This window comes from Micromonospora sp. NBS 11-29, from assembly GCF_002140155.1.
Taxonomy (GTDB): Bacteria; Actinomycetota; Actinomycetes; order Mycobacteriales; family Micromonosporaceae; genus Micromonospora.
In genome coordinates this window covers 68,445-83,522 of record NZ_NAPR01000022.1, presented here as the reverse complement: position 1 = coordinate 83,522, position 15,078 = coordinate 68,445, and the positions used below count along the sequence as shown (strand labels likewise).

9 protein-coding genes and 1 pseudogene are annotated in these 15,078 nt (G+C 72.9%); 3 read left to right on the top strand and 7 right to left on the bottom strand.

Annotated features, from left to right (window positions below; genetic code table 11):
• The first annotated feature begins 4 nt into the window (after positions 1-4).
• Positions 5-829, top strand: coding sequence for a TylF/MycF family methyltransferase (locus tag B1205_RS24120; RefSeq protein WP_089157690.1), 825 nt, complete (start codon positions 5-7; stop codon positions 827-829).
• Here B1205_RS24120 and B1205_RS24115 read toward each other — a convergent pair.
• The 6 genes and pseudogenes from B1205_RS24115 to B1205_RS24090 all read right to left on the bottom strand — a co-directional run bounded on the left by B1205_RS24115 (position 801) and on the right by B1205_RS24090 (position 7,131).
• Positions 801-1,898: a glycosyltransferase gene (locus tag B1205_RS24115; RefSeq protein WP_089157689.1), complete on the bottom strand. Its 1,098-nt coding sequence runs from the start codon at positions 1,896-1,898 to the stop codon at positions 801-803. The genes B1205_RS24120 and B1205_RS24115 overlap by 29 nt on opposite strands.
• A complete protein-coding gene (locus B1205_RS24110) occupies positions 1,895-3,433 on the bottom strand; it encodes a B12-binding domain-containing radical SAM protein (RefSeq protein ID WP_254910160.1) in 1,539 nt (512 codons plus the stop codon). The genes B1205_RS24115 and B1205_RS24110 overlap by 4 nt, the downstream gene beginning before the upstream one ends.
• A gap of 110 nt (positions 3,434-3,543) precedes the next feature.
• Positions 3,544-4,197 carry an HAD-IA family hydrolase gene (locus B1205_RS24105; RefSeq protein ID WP_089157687.1) on the bottom strand — a complete coding sequence of 218 codons (654 nt, stop codon included), beginning with the start codon at positions 4,195-4,197 and terminating at the stop codon, positions 3,544-3,546.
• A 334-nt stretch (positions 4,198-4,531) separates the two neighbouring features.
• Positions 4,532-5,284 (bottom strand): annotated as a pseudogene (locus B1205_RS24100) (Gfo/Idh/MocA family protein); the annotation flags it as partial.
• Positions 5,281-6,441 carry a DegT/DnrJ/EryC1/StrS family aminotransferase gene (locus B1205_RS24095; RefSeq protein WP_089157686.1) on the bottom strand — a complete coding sequence of 387 codons (1,161 nt, stop codon included), beginning with the start codon at positions 6,439-6,441 and terminating at the stop codon, positions 5,281-5,283. The pseudogene B1205_RS24100 and the gene B1205_RS24095, both read right to left, overlap by 4 nt.
• A 72-nt stretch (positions 6,442-6,513) precedes the next feature.
• Positions 6,514-7,131, bottom strand: a complete 618-nt coding sequence (locus tag B1205_RS24090; protein ID WP_089157685.1) for a class I SAM-dependent methyltransferase — start codon at positions 7,129-7,131, stop codon at positions 6,514-6,516.
• 229 nt (positions 7,132-7,360) lie between these two features.
• Here B1205_RS24090 and B1205_RS24085 point away from each other — a divergent pair, with 229 nt between their 5' ends.
• Both B1205_RS24085 and B1205_RS24080 read left to right on the top strand, forming a co-directional pair.
• Positions 7,361-8,566 (top strand): cytochrome P450, encoded by a 1,206-nt coding sequence (locus B1205_RS24085; RefSeq protein WP_089157760.1) that lies wholly within the window; start codon positions 7,361-7,363, stop codon positions 8,564-8,566.
• 93 nt (positions 8,567-8,659) lie between these two features.
• A complete protein-coding gene (locus tag B1205_RS24080) occupies positions 8,660-8,824 on the top strand; it encodes an MbtH family protein (RefSeq protein WP_089157684.1) in 165 nt (54 codons plus the stop codon).
• An 89-nt stretch (positions 8,825-8,913) separates the two neighbouring features.
• Here the strand turns inward: B1205_RS24080 and B1205_RS30415 are convergent.
• Positions 8,914-15,078 (bottom strand): type I polyketide synthase (locus tag B1205_RS30415; protein ID WP_254910159.1); only part of this gene is annotated, 6,165 nt, incomplete at its 5' end.

Below are 15,078 nucleotides of genomic sequence, written 5' to 3'. Positions count from 1 at the left end.
GGAAATGGCGGAAGCGCAGAGCCGGCGAGGCGTCGAACTCTATCTGGACCTCATGAAAAAGGTGCTGCTCAACACCATCTATCGCGATCAGTCCTTCGACCGCGTCCGCTACAAGGTGGAGCCGCGCGTGCAGGGCGGCGGGATGCCCCGCGCCGACTTCGACGCCGAGGCCCGCGAGAACGGCGTGGACTGGCCCACCGCGGCGCACACCATGGTCGGCCGCCGGCGACTCGACAACCTGCACCGGTGTCTCGACCAGATCCTCGACGACGAGGTTCCCGGCGACGTGATCGAGACCGGGGCCTGGCGTGGCGGCGTCTGCATCTTCATGCGGGCCTTCCTCGCCGCGCACGGGTGCACCGACCGTACGGTGTGGGTGGCGGACTCGTTCGAAGGGCTGCCGGCTCCGGGGCAGTTCGACGGGCGCATGGTGGGACGCGCGGTCTCCGCCATCAACGCCCAGTTCCTCTCGGTGAGCCTCGACGAGGTCCGGGAGAACTTCCGCCGGTACGACCTGCTCGACGAGCAGGTCCGGTTCCTTCCCGGCTGGTTCGCCGACACCCTGCCGAAGGCGCCGGTCGATCGCCTGGCCCTGCTCCGGCTCGACGGCGACTGGTACGAGTCCACCATGGACGCCCTGGTCAACCTGTATCCGAAGGTGGTGCCCGGCGGGTTCGTCATCATCGACGACTACGTCCTCGACGGCTGCCGCCGGGCGGTGACGGACTTCCGCCAGGCCAACGGCATCGACGACGAGATCCAGGCGATCGACGGATCCGGGGTCTTCTGGCGTCGTGCGCTCAGCGGCACGACGTCAGCAACTCGGTGAGCGCCCGCCGCGGCGAGTTCATGGCCGCGGCCTCCTGCGCCACCTCCCGTGCCGCCTGCCGGTAGGTCGGGTCGTCGACGACGCGGCGAGCCGCGACGCCCACGTCGTTCGGGTCGTCGATCATCCGGGCCGCCCCGCGGTGCACCGCCCGCGCCGCGTTGGGCGGCTGATCGGCGAACACCGGCATCAGGACGCTGGGCACGCCGGCCGCGAGCGTGGCCAGCAGGGTTCCGGAGCCGGCGGAGCCGATCACCACGTCGACGCCGGGCAGCAGCTCGGGCAGCGGGGCGAACCCGACGGGGTGGACCCGGGGCCCCGGACGTACCTGGTCCGGGCCGGCGGTGACCAGGACGTCGAAGCCCGCGTCGTCGACGGACCGGGCCAGGTCGGCGACCAGCGACGGGTTGGCGACGCTGGTGCCCAGGGTGACCAGCGCCCGGGGCAGACCCGGCACGCGCGGTGGGACCGGGCGGCTCGGCTGCGCGGTGACCTCGACGGTGACCCCGCCGGGACGGACCGTGATCCGGCCGGGCTCCGGGGCGGTGTCGGTCGGCAGGCGCAGAGATTCCGGGAACGGGTCGAGCAGCGCGATCCGGGCCCGCGGCGTCAGGGAGCGGGACGCGTGTTGCCCCCTGGTTCGCTCGCGGGCCGGGTCGGCGAACTCGGCGGGCCACGGGCCGGAGCTCGCGTAGGCGGCCCACGGCACGCCGAGCCGGGCCGCCAGCAGCGGCGCCACGAAGTCGAACCATTCGCTCACGATCAGGTCGGGCTCGTGACGCTGCGCCTGCCGAAGCGCCTCGTCCCAGGTCAGGTCGACCCGGGTGCCGGCCAGCAGTTCGGCCGCCCCCGGGCCGAGGGTGCGCGCCGAGCCGGCCCGCTTGAGGTTCACCACGATCAGCTCCTCGACGGACGGACCGGCCGGGAGCAGGCGTCGGCCGCCGAGATACGGCGTCATCGAGTCGGCCGTCAGGAACGCGGCATCGTGACCGGCGGCGACCGCCGCGTCCGCGAGTGGCAGCAGCGGCAGGACGTGGCCCGGTCCGGGAGCGGCGCCGAAGAGGATCCTCATGCGTTCTCGTGGGCGCCTTCCGGCACGACCGAGAGCTTCGGCGTCCCGGCCACCATCGTCTTCTTGTAGGCCTTGAACTCGGACGAGTTCATCTCGTCCCAGGCCTGGTCCCGCATCGCCTCCAACTGCTCGGCGGGCACGAGCGTGCCCTTCATGTTGGCGCGCGTCCAGTTCATCGTGTCCGGGTTGAAGTCACCGGACAGGTGCCCGTCCCGGCAGGCCATGTCGTAGAGCGGGGTTCCGGGCAGCGGCATGACGAGGAAGAAGTTCGCCGCGTCGAGGCCGTAGGAGATGTGCCGGCGGGCGAGGTCGATTGTCGTCTGGATCTCGTCGAGCGTCTCGTCCGGGTAGCCGAGCATGTAGTTGCCCGCGACCCGCAGGCCGTAGTCCTTGCAGGCGCCGATCAGGGCCTCGATGTCGTTCTTGACGATGTTCAGCTTGTTGCTCGCGTACTTCTTGAGGATCCGCGGGTTGCCGGACTCGAACGGCAGCACGAGTTCGGTGAAGCCGGCGTTCACCAGGGCCTGGAGCACCTCGTGGTCCGGCTTCCACCGCTTCATCAGGTGGACCACGTTGACGCCGTTGACGTCCAGGATGTCCAGACCGGCGTCCTGGATCTTGGTGAGCAGCCGCAGTGAACGCTTGCGGTCGGCGAGCAGCGAGTCGTCCTCGATGAAGACCTGCTTGACCCCGAGACTCTTGAGCACTTCGAGCTCTTCGAGCACGCGGTCGTCGGACTTGATGCGGTACCTGCCGAGGAAGCCGCTGTCGCTGTCCTCCTGCTCGCCGGCGATGTGGCAGTACGAGCAGTGGAAGGGGCACCCTAGTGAGGTCATCAGCGAGGCGTAGCGCAGGTCGTCACCCGGAGCGAACGCCCCGCCGTGCGGTCGGCCGATCGTCCAGTAGCGTTCGTTGGGAAGCAGGCGCCACTCCGGGATCGGCAGCGTGTCGAGGTCCATCCGCACCTCACCGGGGCGGACCGGGTTGATCCGGATCGCGCCGTCCACCCGTACCGCGATGCCGTTGATGTGGGTGAAGTCGGTGTGCCGCGAGGCGCGCAGCGCCTCGACGATGTGGATGATCGTCTCCTCCGACTCGGACAGGCACACCACGTCGAAGCCGGCGTCGAAGAACTGCGGAAGCCGCGAGCGGGCGTTGACGCCGCCGGCGACCAGCACCTTGTCCGGGAAGTGCGCCCGGATCAGCCGCGCGGTCCGCAGGACCATCGTCTCCTGCTCGGTGAAGATCGAGGTGAGGCCGACGACGTCGTAGCCGGCGGCGTCGGTGAGGATGCGCTCATCGGGCACGCCGGTGCGCAGGAGTCCGCTGGGAAGCTCGGTCGCGGAGCCGTAGAACACCTCGTCGAGCGAGTCCGTCCCGTTGCCGACGCACGCGTCGTAGATGGCGACCTCGGTGCCGTGCCGCCGGAGCGCGCCGGCCAGGCTGGGGTAGGCCAGTGACCCGTTCGGTTTGCACATCGTGCCCGGCAGTGACTGGTTCGGCGGGTACAGCAGGAGCACTCGAACGTCCCGCATGGTCACCTTCCCTTCACATAACCATGGTTCGACCCTTTCGAGCCACCTTGAGCAGGTTATGAGCGGCGGTACCGGAACGGCATCCCTCAGCTTGACAAGAGCCGGGCCGGTCAGCGCCGGCCCGGGACCGAAATNGGCAGGAGGTCGCCGGGGGAGTGGACGACCAGATCCGGACGAGCCGCGATCAGGTCGTCCTCGTCCACGGTCGCCCAGGTCGCCGCCACGGCGGTCACCCCGGCCGCCCGGGCGCTGTGGATGTCGGCCGGGGCGTCACCGACCATGACCGCCCCGGCCGGATCCGCGCCCAGCAGGGCGAGCGCCCGCAGCACGATGTCGGGGGCGGGTTTGGCGTGGGCGACCTCGTCCGAGCCGACGACGTGGTGGAAGTACCGGCTCAGGTCCAGTGTGGTCAGCAGGGAGCGTGCCCTCGGCCCGGCCTTCCCGGTCGCCACGGCGAGCCGGAACCCGCGCGCCCGCAGCGTCCGGAGCAGGTCGGGCACCCCGGCCACCACCGGCACCTGGCCGGCCAGCCGGTAGCTCTCCTGGACGAACGGCTCCTCCATCTCCAGCGGGAGGCCCATGAGCCGCATGATCTCCGGGAAGTAGCGGCCCTGGTGGCGTTGGTACTCGGCGAAGGGCGCCGGCCCGGGGCCGACCACCTTCGCGTACGCCGCGGCGAACGCCCGGCCCATCACCTCGTGGCTGTCCACCAGAACGCCGTCCAGGTCGAAGATCACCGCACGGGGCGTCGGTGTGGACACCATCAGCTCGCCGCCGCGGTCGTGACCGGTCCGGTGGGCAGCGGCGGTGCCGCCGCGGCCCGGTAGAGCGCCTCGATCGTGCCGATGATCCGGCGTACGCCCGCGNGACCGAGGACCGGCGCCCGGCGAGCCGGTCCCGGAGGTCGTCGAGCTGGCGGGCGTACTCGGCTCCGATGGGCTCGGCCGGGAACGCGACGTCCTCGGTCCGGCCCCACCGGAGCACGCTGAGCCGGGGCCGCTTCTCATGGTCGGGGCTGAAGCCGAAGGTGGTCCGGAGGGTGGCGGAGCCGTCGCTGCCGTCGACCCGGATCTCGGTGACGTCGTGCACCGCCGAGTGCGCCGCCCAGCTTGCGTGCAGGCCGACCGACAGGCCGCTGCCGCTGACCAGGAATCCGCGGACGGTGTCCTCGACGTCGGCGGTGAGCGCCGGCGGCGGCTGGTCGTGGCGCCAGGCCGCCGTCCAGCGCGGGTCGTTGACGTGGTCGTGCGAGGTGGACGCGGTGACCCGGTCGAAGGTCAGCGGCCCGGCGATCGCCTCCAGCACGTCGAGCAGGTGCCAGCCGAGGTCCACCAGCACCCCGCCGCCGGCCTCCGCCCGGCTGGTGAACCAGCCCTGGGACCGCGGCACCCCCCGGGCCCGTTTCCACACCAGCTCGACGTGACGCAGCCGGCCGAGGTCGCGGGCCAGTCGCACCATCTCCCGGACGTCGGCCCGGTACGCGCAGGCGCTGCCCGCCAGCAGCGGGGCGCCGCCCACCCGTTCGGACTCGGCCAGCGTGTCCGCCTCGGCGGTGGAGAGGCAGGCCGGCTTCTCCACGAAGGTGGCCAGGCCCCGGTCGAGGAGGCGGCGCGCGATCGCGGCGTGCAGGTGGTTGGGGGACGCGACCAACGCGAGGTCGGCGTCCTCGGCCCGGAGCGCGTCGAGGTCGGCGAGGGCCGGGCGGCCGGTCGCCGCGTGGAACGCCGCCCGCCGCCCCGGGTCCGGGTCGACCGCGGCCACCACCTCGTAGTCGTCGCTCGCCGTCAGGCGGGGCAGCCAGATCTCCCGGCCGGACCACCCGAACCCGACCAGTACGGTGCGGATCCTCATCCGGCGGCCACGGCGTCGGCCACGATGGCGGCGGTCTCGGCGAGCGCCTGCTCCGACGCCAGCAGCGTGCGATGGTGCAGCCAGACGCAGTCCTGACTGATCGCCTCCGTGTGGGGGCACCGGGCGGCGATCGCGTCGACGGACTCGTCGGGCGCGCCGACCTGCCAGAACGCCGCGGTGCGGTAGATGGCCCGGAAGCCCGCGAAGGCGGGGACACCCGCCTCGACCAGGCGGTCGACGAGCAGGTTGCGCCGCTCCTCCGACCAGCCCGGGAGCCGGAACATCGCCATGTAGTGCGGATTCCGGTCGGCTCGTGGGTCGCCGGCCTGCGGACGGACGCCGGGCACCTGGGCGAGCAGCGTCGACAGGTACGCCCACCGCTGTTCCCGTACGTCGATCTGGCTGTCGAGGCGGCTGAGCTGGGCGCGCAGGACGGCGGCCGAGAACTCGTTCATCCGCATGTTGGTGCCGGCCACCTGGTGGTGGTACCGGCGGTCGGTGCGCGGGCGACCGCAGCTGTGGCGCAGGAACGCCTTCTCGTACTCGTCCGGGTCTCCGAACAGCACCGCGCCGCCCTCGCCCGCGGTCATCAGCTTGCCGTTCTGGAAGCTGAAGGCCGCGATCGACCCCAACTCGCCCACGCGCCGGCCCTGCCACCGGGCGCCGTGCGCGTGCGCCGCGTCCTGCAGGATCCGGGCGCCGGCGTCGGAGGCGAGCTTGTCCAGGGCGTCCAGGTCGGCCATCAGGCCCGCCATGTGCACCGGCATGATCACCCGGGTCCGTGGCGTGATCGCCGCGGCGGTGGCGGCGACGTCGATGTTGTAGGTGTCCGGGTCGACGTCCACCGGTACGGCGACGGCCCCGATCCGCTGCGCGGCCTGGGACGAGGAGATGAAGGTGAACGCCGGCACGATCACCTCGGTGCCCGGGCCCACACCCATCACCTCGAGGGCGACCTCCAGCGCGTGCGTGCCGTTGGTGACGGCGAGGGCGTGCCCGCCGCCGTGGTGGGCGGCGAACTCGCGCTCGAAGCTGTCCACCTCGCTGCCGCCCATGCGCCACCATTGACCCTGGCTCAGCGCACGGTCGAGTGCTCGGCGTTCGGTGTCGTCGAACTGCGGCCAATCCGGAAAGGTCGGCCCGGGTCGCGGACTCATCTCTGCCTTACTCCTTCTCATCGATGTGCCGCACGGTGCGAGCGTCGATGACGGCGCGGGCGGGGAAAGGTGTCAGACCCGGGTGACCGTCGCGAGCCAGCCCGGCGCCCCTTCGCTGTCCCTGGTGTTCTCGACGGTCGTCGATTCGAGCGAGTCGATCCGCCAGCCGGTCGTGAAGGTGTCCCGGATCACCTCCGCGCTCACCCGCCGGGCGCGGATGCCGGCGTGGGGCGCCCGGACCGGTCCCGGCTGGTGGCGGTCGCCGATGCAGAGCAGGAACAACCGAGCGCCCGACGGCATCACGCCGGCCAGGCTGGCGGCGTACCGGATCCGGTCGGTCTCGTCGAAGGCGTGGAACAGGCAGGAGTCGAGCACGGTGTCGAACTGCTCGCCGAGGGCGCCGAGGTCGAGCGCGTCGCCGACCTCGAAGCGCACCCGCAGGCCGCGCTCGTCGGCCTTGCGTCGGGCGGCCCGGATCGCCGTCGGCGCCGCGTCGACGCCGACGGTCGGGAGCCCGGACGCCGCCACCAGGAGCGCGAGCTCGCCGGTGCCGCAGCCGACGTCGAGCACCCGGCCGCGGAACGCGCCCGCCTCGGCGAGCTCGCGCATCGCCGCCTGAGGGCGGCCGAGGTCCCAGAGCGGGGTACCGGCGTAATGCGCGTCGAAGCTTTCTACCTGGCTGGCACTCATACTGGCCGGCTCCTTGTCGTCGGTTCGGCTCACCGTACGAAGCCCGGCGTCATCGTCACCATCCCTCACCCTGACAGCGATTCCTGATGGTGCCGGCGGCCCATTCTCGGAGCGTGCCGAAAGGGCGATTGACGACGACTAGCAATGCGAGGGATGCCCGGCCCCGCGCCCGGAAACTAGGGTGCCTGATGGATATCGGGGAGTCGGCCCTACGAGAGAAGTGGGTTCCATGAGTTTGAAACAGTCCGAACGGACCCTGTCCAATTTTCTCGCCTATCTCGACGGGCTGCGGGCGCGCGGCGACGTGCATTACGACGACAAGATCCAGGCGTGGCACGTGCTCGGCTACCACGACGTGCAGAACGTGCTCGCCGACGCGGAGACCTACTCGTCCGACGTCGCTCCGCTGGCCCCCAAGCAGGAAGACTTCGACCTGTTCAAGAAGGGCAACTTCGTCCGTGCCGACGATCCCGGGCACCGGCGGTTGCGCGGTCTGGTCAGCCGGGCCTTCACCCCGAAGATGATCACCGAGCTGGAACCGCGGATCATCGAGGTGACCAACCAACTGCTCGACGACGCGGACGCCAACGGCAACCGGTGGGACCTGATCGAGCAACTGGGCTACCCGCTGCCGTTCATCGTCATCGCCGAGATGCTCGGCATCCCGGTCACCGACCGCGCGTTCGTCCGGCGGCTCTCCGACACCTTCTTCGAGACGCACAACGTCGACCCGGAGGCGTCGCTGGACTCGCTGGGGGAGAGCGCGGTCAACAACGTCGCGCCGCTGCTGCGCGAGTTGAACCTGCACCTGCTGGAGTTCGTGCGGGAGCGCCGCAAGAAGCCGGCCGACGACCTCACCAGCAAGCTCCTCGCGGTCGAGGTCGACGGCGTGCGGATGGACGACGAGGAGACCGTCGGCTTCCTCGGCCTGCTGCTGCTGGCCGGACACGTCACCGCGACCTCCACCCTGGGCAACACGGTCCTCGCGCTGCACGAGAACCCCGAGGTCTGGGACGAACTGCGGGCGGACCCGACGCTGATCCCGGCCACGATCGAGGAGTCGATGCGTTTCCGCCCGCCGTTCCCCCGCCTCGGGCGGCAGGCGACGAGGGACACCGAGATCGGCGGCCAGAAGATCCCGAAGGACGCGTTCGTCCTGGTCTGGATGACCACCGCGAACCGTGACGTCCGCGTGTTCGACGACCCGGACCGGTTCGACATCCACCGCGACCCGAACCCCCATCTGACCTTCGGCAAGGGCATCCACTTCTGCCTGGGCGCCCCGCTGGCGCGGCTGGAGGTCCGGGTCGCCCTGCGCCTGCTGCTGGATCGCTACCGCGACATCCGTGTCCGCGACGACGTGCCGGTCAACCTGCGGAACCCGTGGGCGATGATCGGCGTCAACCAGCTGCCCATCGAGGTCAGCCGGTACTGACCGGACCCGAGGACGGGCTCAGCGGGCAGCGGCCGAGGCGGCCACCCGCTGAGCCCGTCCTCCGTTTGCCGACACCCCTGGAAGGAGACCCTGATGAACCCGTTCGAGGTGGAATCCGTCGACTATCTGGTACTCCGTAACGACGAGGGCCACTTCTCGCTCTGGCCCGGCTTCGCCGACGTGCCGCCGGGCTGGCGGGTGGTCGTCGGACCGGACACCCGGCAGGCGTGCGTGGCCTTCATCGAGCAGGCCGCCTGACCGGTCCTCAACGACGCCGGTCCTCGGACGGCACCGGTCCCCGGCGACACCTCGGCTCCGGCGCTCCGCCGGAGCCGAGTGCTGCCCGGTCAGCTGCCGGAGCTGAGGGCCCGTTCGATGAGGCTGCCGACGTCCAGGGTGTCGATGTCGTCGTCGTCTGCCGGCGTCGGGGCCTCGGCCACCGGCCCGCCCGCCTCGGCGTCGGCCAGGTCGAGCAGCGCCTCCAGGACACCGGCCTCCTTGAACCGCTCGAACGGCACCGTGGCCAGCACCCGGCGTACGTCCTCGTCGCGGGCGTCCCCGTCGTCCTGCGCGCCGAGCAGTTCCGCGCGCAGGTACTCGACGACTGCCTGCGGGGTCGGGCAGTCGAAGATCAGCGTCGCCGGCAGCTTCAACCCGGTGGCGGTGATCAGGCCGTTGCGGAAGTTGACCGCCGCCAGGGAGTCGAAACCGGCCTCCTGGAACGCCTGGCCCGCACCGATCCCGTCGGCGCCCGAGTGCCCGAGCACGGTGGACGCCTGGCTGCGGACCAGCCGGAGCAGTATCCGGTCCTGTTCCGCCGCCCCGGCCGCGCGCAGCGACGTCAGGAGCGACGACGTGCCCGCGGCGGAGTCGTCCGAGGGCTGCGCCGCCGCGATCGCCGCCGCCGCCTCCGGCAGGTCGTCGAAGAGCGGGCTGGTCCGGGCCGACGTGAACGGCACGATGAAGGCGGGCCAGTCCATGTCGGCGACCACCACCGACTCCGTGTCCGCCTGGACCACCTGGTCCAGGGCGGCCATCGCGGTGTCGGGTGTCATCGGGACGACGCCCCGTCGCCGTAGCTGCGCCAGCATCTCCTCGTCCATCCCCGTGCCCGCCTCGGTCAGCGCACCCCAGGCGATCGCCTGGGCCGGCACGCCGTCCGCGCGGAGGCGTCGTACCAGCGCGTCGAGGACCGCGTTCGCGGCTCCGGCGGCCGCCTGACCACCGCCACCCCAGATGCCGGCGATCGAGGAGAAGACGACGAACGCGTCGAGCGGCAGCCCGGCCGTGCGCTCGCCCAGCCAGACCGCGGTGTCCACCTTGGCCCGGAAGACCTCGGCGATCTCCGTGTCGCCGGTCTCGTCGATCGGCAGGCTCAGGGACAGGTCGGCGGCGTGGACGACCGCGGTCAGCGGTCGACCCGGGTCGAGGACGAGGGCGGCGAGCGCGTCCCGGTCGTCGTCGGCACACGACTCGACGACGACGGCGCCGCCCAGCTCCGCCAACTCGTGGCGCAGGGCGTCGGCCGCGCCGGGCCGGTCGGTGGTGACCACCAGGCGTTCCGCGCCGGCTCCCGCGAGCCACCGCGAGACGTACCGGCCGAGGCCCTCCGCCCCACCGGTGACCAGGACCGTGCCCCGCGGCCGCCAGCGCCGCTCGCCGCCGGACGCGGCCCCGTCGGGAGCCCGCCGCAGACGCCGGACGAGGACACCGGACCGCCGGATCGCCAGCTGGTCCTCGCCGGACGCGGCGCTCAGCACGCCGAGCAGGGACCGTACCGCCCGGCCGTCGAGGTCGACCGGCAGGTCGATCAGGCCGCCCCAGCGGTCCGGGCGTTCGAGTGCGGCCGCCCGGCCCAGACCCCACACCGCCGACTGCGCCACCTCGGCCGCACCGGCGGCGTCCCGGGCGTCCACGCTCACCGCGCCCTGGGTCAGGCACCAGAGCGGGGCGGTGATCCCGGCCGTGACGAGCGCCCGGATCAGGGCCAGCGTCGAGGCGGTGAGCGCCGCCGGGTCGGCCCGGCCGCTCCCGGTCCGGTCCGGCAGCGCGAGCAGCGACAGCACCCCCGCCACCTCGTCGCCGGCCGGCACCGAGGTGAGACGGCGGGTCAGGTCCTCGCCGTCCGCCACCGGACAGGGCACCGCGTCGAGGCCGTTGGCCCGCAGGTGATCGAGCAGGCCGTCGTGGCTAGCGCCGCCGGACGCCGGCGTGACGACGAGCCAGCGACCGGCGGGCACGGTCGGCGCCTCGCGCCGGGCCGGGACCCAGTCGACCGTGTACCGGAGCTGCGCCGAGGCCGACCAGGCCGCCCGCGTACGCCGCCACCCGGCGATGGCCGGCAGCACCGCGTCCAGGGCCGCGCTCTGGTCGGCGGACAGGTCGAGCAGGGCGGCGAGAGCGGCCGGGTCGGCCTCGTCGACCGCGGCCCAGAAGCCGGCGTCCTCCGCCGGACCGGTCGGCTCGTCGTCGTCCGCGTCGGCCTCGGTCAGCCAGAAGTGCCGGCGGTCGAAGGCGTAGGTGGGCAGCTCGCCCGTCCATCCGGGTCGGCGCGCCGGCAGGGCCGCGCTCCAGTCGACCGGCACGCCGGCGGTGAAGAGCCGGGCGGCCGAGGCGAGGAAACTCGCCGGGCCGTCGGCGTCGCGGCGCAGCGTGCCCGTGACCATCGGCCGCACGGCGCCGCGCGACGGCGCCGCCGGATCCGCGTCGTCGATGACGTCGGACATCGGCTGCACCAGGACCGGATGGGAGCTGACCTCCAGGAACACGCCGAAGCCCTGGTCCATCAGACGCGCCACGGCCGGGCCGAAGCCGACCGGCCGCCGCAGGTTCTGATACCAGTACTCCGCGCCGAGGACGTCGTCGCCGTCGATCCAGCCACCGGTCACGGTGGAGTGGAACGGGATGCGCGGCGACCGGGCGAAGATCCCGCTCAGCGCCGGCACCAGGACCTCCTCGATCCGCTCGACGTGGCGGGTGTGCGAGGCGTAGTCCACCGGCACCGGGCGGGTCCGCACGCCGTCGCGCGTCAACGATTCCAGCGCGTCGGCGAGCGACTCCGCGTCGCCGGCGACGACGACCGAGGACGGACCGTTCACCACGGCCACCTCGAGCCGGTCGTGCCAGGCGGCCAGCCGGTCGGCCGCCTCGGTGGCGCCCAGCATCACCGACGCCATGCCGCCGTGGCCGGACAGGACGGTCGCGATGGCCCGGCTGCGTACCGCGACGACGCGGGCCGCGTCGACCAGCGACAGGGCGCCGGCGACGCACGCCGCCGCGATCTCGCCCTGGGAATGGCCGATCACCGCGTCGGGTCGTACGCCGACCGATTCCCAGAGGGCGGCCAGGCCGACCATCATCGCGAAGCTCGCCGGCTGGATGACGTCCACCCGGCCGAGGGTGTCCTCGTCCGCCTCGCCGCGCAGGACGTCGGTCAGCGACCAGTCCACCCAGGGTTCGAGCGCCCGCGCGCACTCGTCGATCCGGTCCCGGAAGACCGCCGAGGAGTCCAACAGGGTGCGGCCCATGCCGGCCCACTGCGAGCCCTGGCCGGGGAAGACGAGAACCAGCCGGCCGGGCGCCCCGGAACCGGCCACGCTGCCGGTGGTCAGACTGGGGGCCGTCTCACCGCGGGCGAGAGCGGCCAGACCGGTCCGTGCCTCGTCCGTCGAGCCGGCCAGCACGACCGCCCGTTCCGGCAGCGTCGCCCGGCCGCGTACCAGGGCGTCGGCGACCGCGGCCAGCGCCGTGGGATCGTCCAGGGTCGCCCGCAGCCGGGCGGCCTGCGCGGCGAGCGAGCGGGTGCTCCGGGCCGTCACCACCAGCGGTACGACGCTCGCGGTGAACGCCGGCTCCCCGGACGGGGCGGCCGCGGTCTCCTCGGGCGGGGCCTGTTCGAGGATCAGGTGCGCGTTGGTCCCGCTGGCCCCGAACGCGGACACCCCGGCCCGGCGCGGCCGGTCGGTCCGCGGCCAGTCCCGCGCCTCGGTCAGCAGCGCCACGGTGCCGGCCGACCAGTCCACCTGGTCGGTCGGAGCCTCGACGTTGATGGTCGGCGGCAGCACGCCGTGCCGCAGCGCCTCCACCATCTTGATCACGCCGGCCACGCCGGCGGCCGCCTGGGTGTGCCCGACGTTGGACTTCAGGGACCCGAGCCAGAGCGGCCGCTGCGGGTCCCGGCCGTTCCCGTACGTGGCGAGCAACGCGCCGGCCTCGATCGGGTCGCCGAGGACCGTGCCGGTCCCGTGGGCCTCCACCGCGTCGACGTCCGCCGCACCGAGCCCGGCCGAGGCGAGCGCCCGCCGGATCACCCGTTGCTGCGCCGTGCCGTTCGGGGCGGTCAGCCCGTTGGACACGCCGTCTGAGTTGACCGCCGATCCCCGTACCGTGGCCAGCACCCGGTGACCGCGTCGCCGGGCCACCGAGAGCCGCTCCAGGAGCACCACGCCCACGCCCTCCGACCAGCCGGTGCCGTCGGCGGTGGACGAGAACGCCTTGCACCGGCCGTCCGCGGAGAGGCCGCGCTGGCTGGAGAACTCGACGAACGCCTCCGGGCTGGCCATCACCGTGGCTCCGCCCGCCATCGCCATCGTGCACTCGCCACGTCGCAGGGACTGTGCGGCCTGGTGGATCGCGACCAGCGAGGACGAGCATGCGGTGTCCAGGGTGACCGCCGGCCCCTGGAAACCGAAGACGTACGCGATCCGGCCGGAGGCGACGCTCGGCGACGTGCCGGTCATGACGTAGCCCCGGACGTCCTCGGGAATCCGGGTCAGCCGGGTCGCGTAGTCGTGGTGCACGATCCCGGTGAACACGCCGACCTCCTCGCCCCGGACGGACAGCGGGTCGATGCCGGCGCGTTCCATGGCCTCCCAGGACGCCTCCAGGAGCAGCCGCTGCTGCGGGTCCATGGCCAGCGCCTCGCGCGGGGAGATGCCGAACAGCGCGGGGTCGAACTGGGCGGCGTCGTGGAGGAAGCCACCCGACCGGGTGTAGGTGGTCCCGGGACGCGCGGGATCCGGGTGGTAGAGCCGGTCGATGTCCCAGCCCCGGTCGGTCGGGAAGCCGGAGATGGCGTCGCGTCCCTCGATGACCAGTCGCCACAGGTCGTCCGGGCTCTCCACGCCGCCGGGCAGCCGGACGGCCATCCCGATGATCGCGATGGGCTCGTCGGGGTCGGCCGGGGCGTCGGCGGTCCGGACGGTCACCTCGGCCGCCTCGCCTGTCACCTGGTCCGCCAGGCGGGCGGCGAGGATCCGCGGCGTCGGGTGGTCGAAGACCGCCGTCACCGGCAGGTCGACGCCGGTGAGGTCGCGCAGCCGGTTGCGCAGCCGCACCCCGCCCAGCGAGTCGAAGCCCAGGCTCTTGAACGACTGGTCGTCGTCCATCGCGTCGAGGTCCACCCGCTGGAAGCCCAGCACCACCGCCACCGACTCCCGGACCACGTCGAGCGCGATCCGTTCCCGTTCGGTCCGGGACCGGTCCGTCAGCCGGGCGGCGACGCTCTCCGGCCCGTCCCGCCGGTCGTCGGCCGGGGGCAGCGCGGGGACCACCTCGCCGGACGGCGCCGGGTCGAGCCAGTACCGGCGGTGCTGGAACGCGTAGGTGGGCAGCTCGCTGGCGAGGGTCGCGGCGGATCCGGCCGGCCGGCCGACGATCGCGGGCCAGTCCAGGGCCACGCCGCGGACGTGCAGCTCACCCAGGGCCGCCACCGTGTCGACGACCTCCGCGCCGTCCGCGCGCAGCGTGGCGATGAAGGACACCGCCGGCGAGTCCACGTTCTCGGACGCCATCGCGGTGAGCACGCCGCCCGGCCCGAGCTCCAGGAAGGTGGTCACGCCCTGGCCGTGTGCCGAGACGACCGCGTCGCCGAACCGTACCGTCGCGCAGACCTGCCCGACCCAGTAGTCGGCGGTGGCGAACCGCTGTCCAATGTCCGGCCGACCGGTGACCGTGGAGACGGCGGGGATCCGGCCGGGACGGTACGTCAGGGACTCGGCCACCTCCCGGAACTCGGCGAGCATGGGCCGCATCAACGGCGAGTGGAAGGCGTGGCTCACCGCCAGCCGGCGGGTCTTGTGGCCGAACTGCGCCAGGTCGCTCGCCACCCACAGCACCGCGACCTCGTCACCGGACACCACCACCGAGCGGGCGCTGTTGACCGCCGCCACGTTGATCACGCCGGGCGCCTCGACCAGCGACGGCGTCACCTCGGCCTCGCTCGCCTGGATGGCGACCATGGCGCCGCCGGGCGGCAGCGCCTGCATCAGCCGGGCCCGGGCGGCGACCAGCCTTCCGGCGTCGGCCAGGTCGAGCACGCCGCTGACGTGGGCGGCGGTGATCTCACCGATGGAGTGGCCGGCGACCAGGTCCGGTCGCAGCCCCCACGACTCGTACAGCCGGTACAGCGCGGTCTCCAGGGCGAACAGGCCGGCCTGGGTGTAGATCGTCTGGTCGATCAGCCGGCCCTCGGCCATCGCCGACGCGCCGAGGACGACGTCGGACAGCGGCGC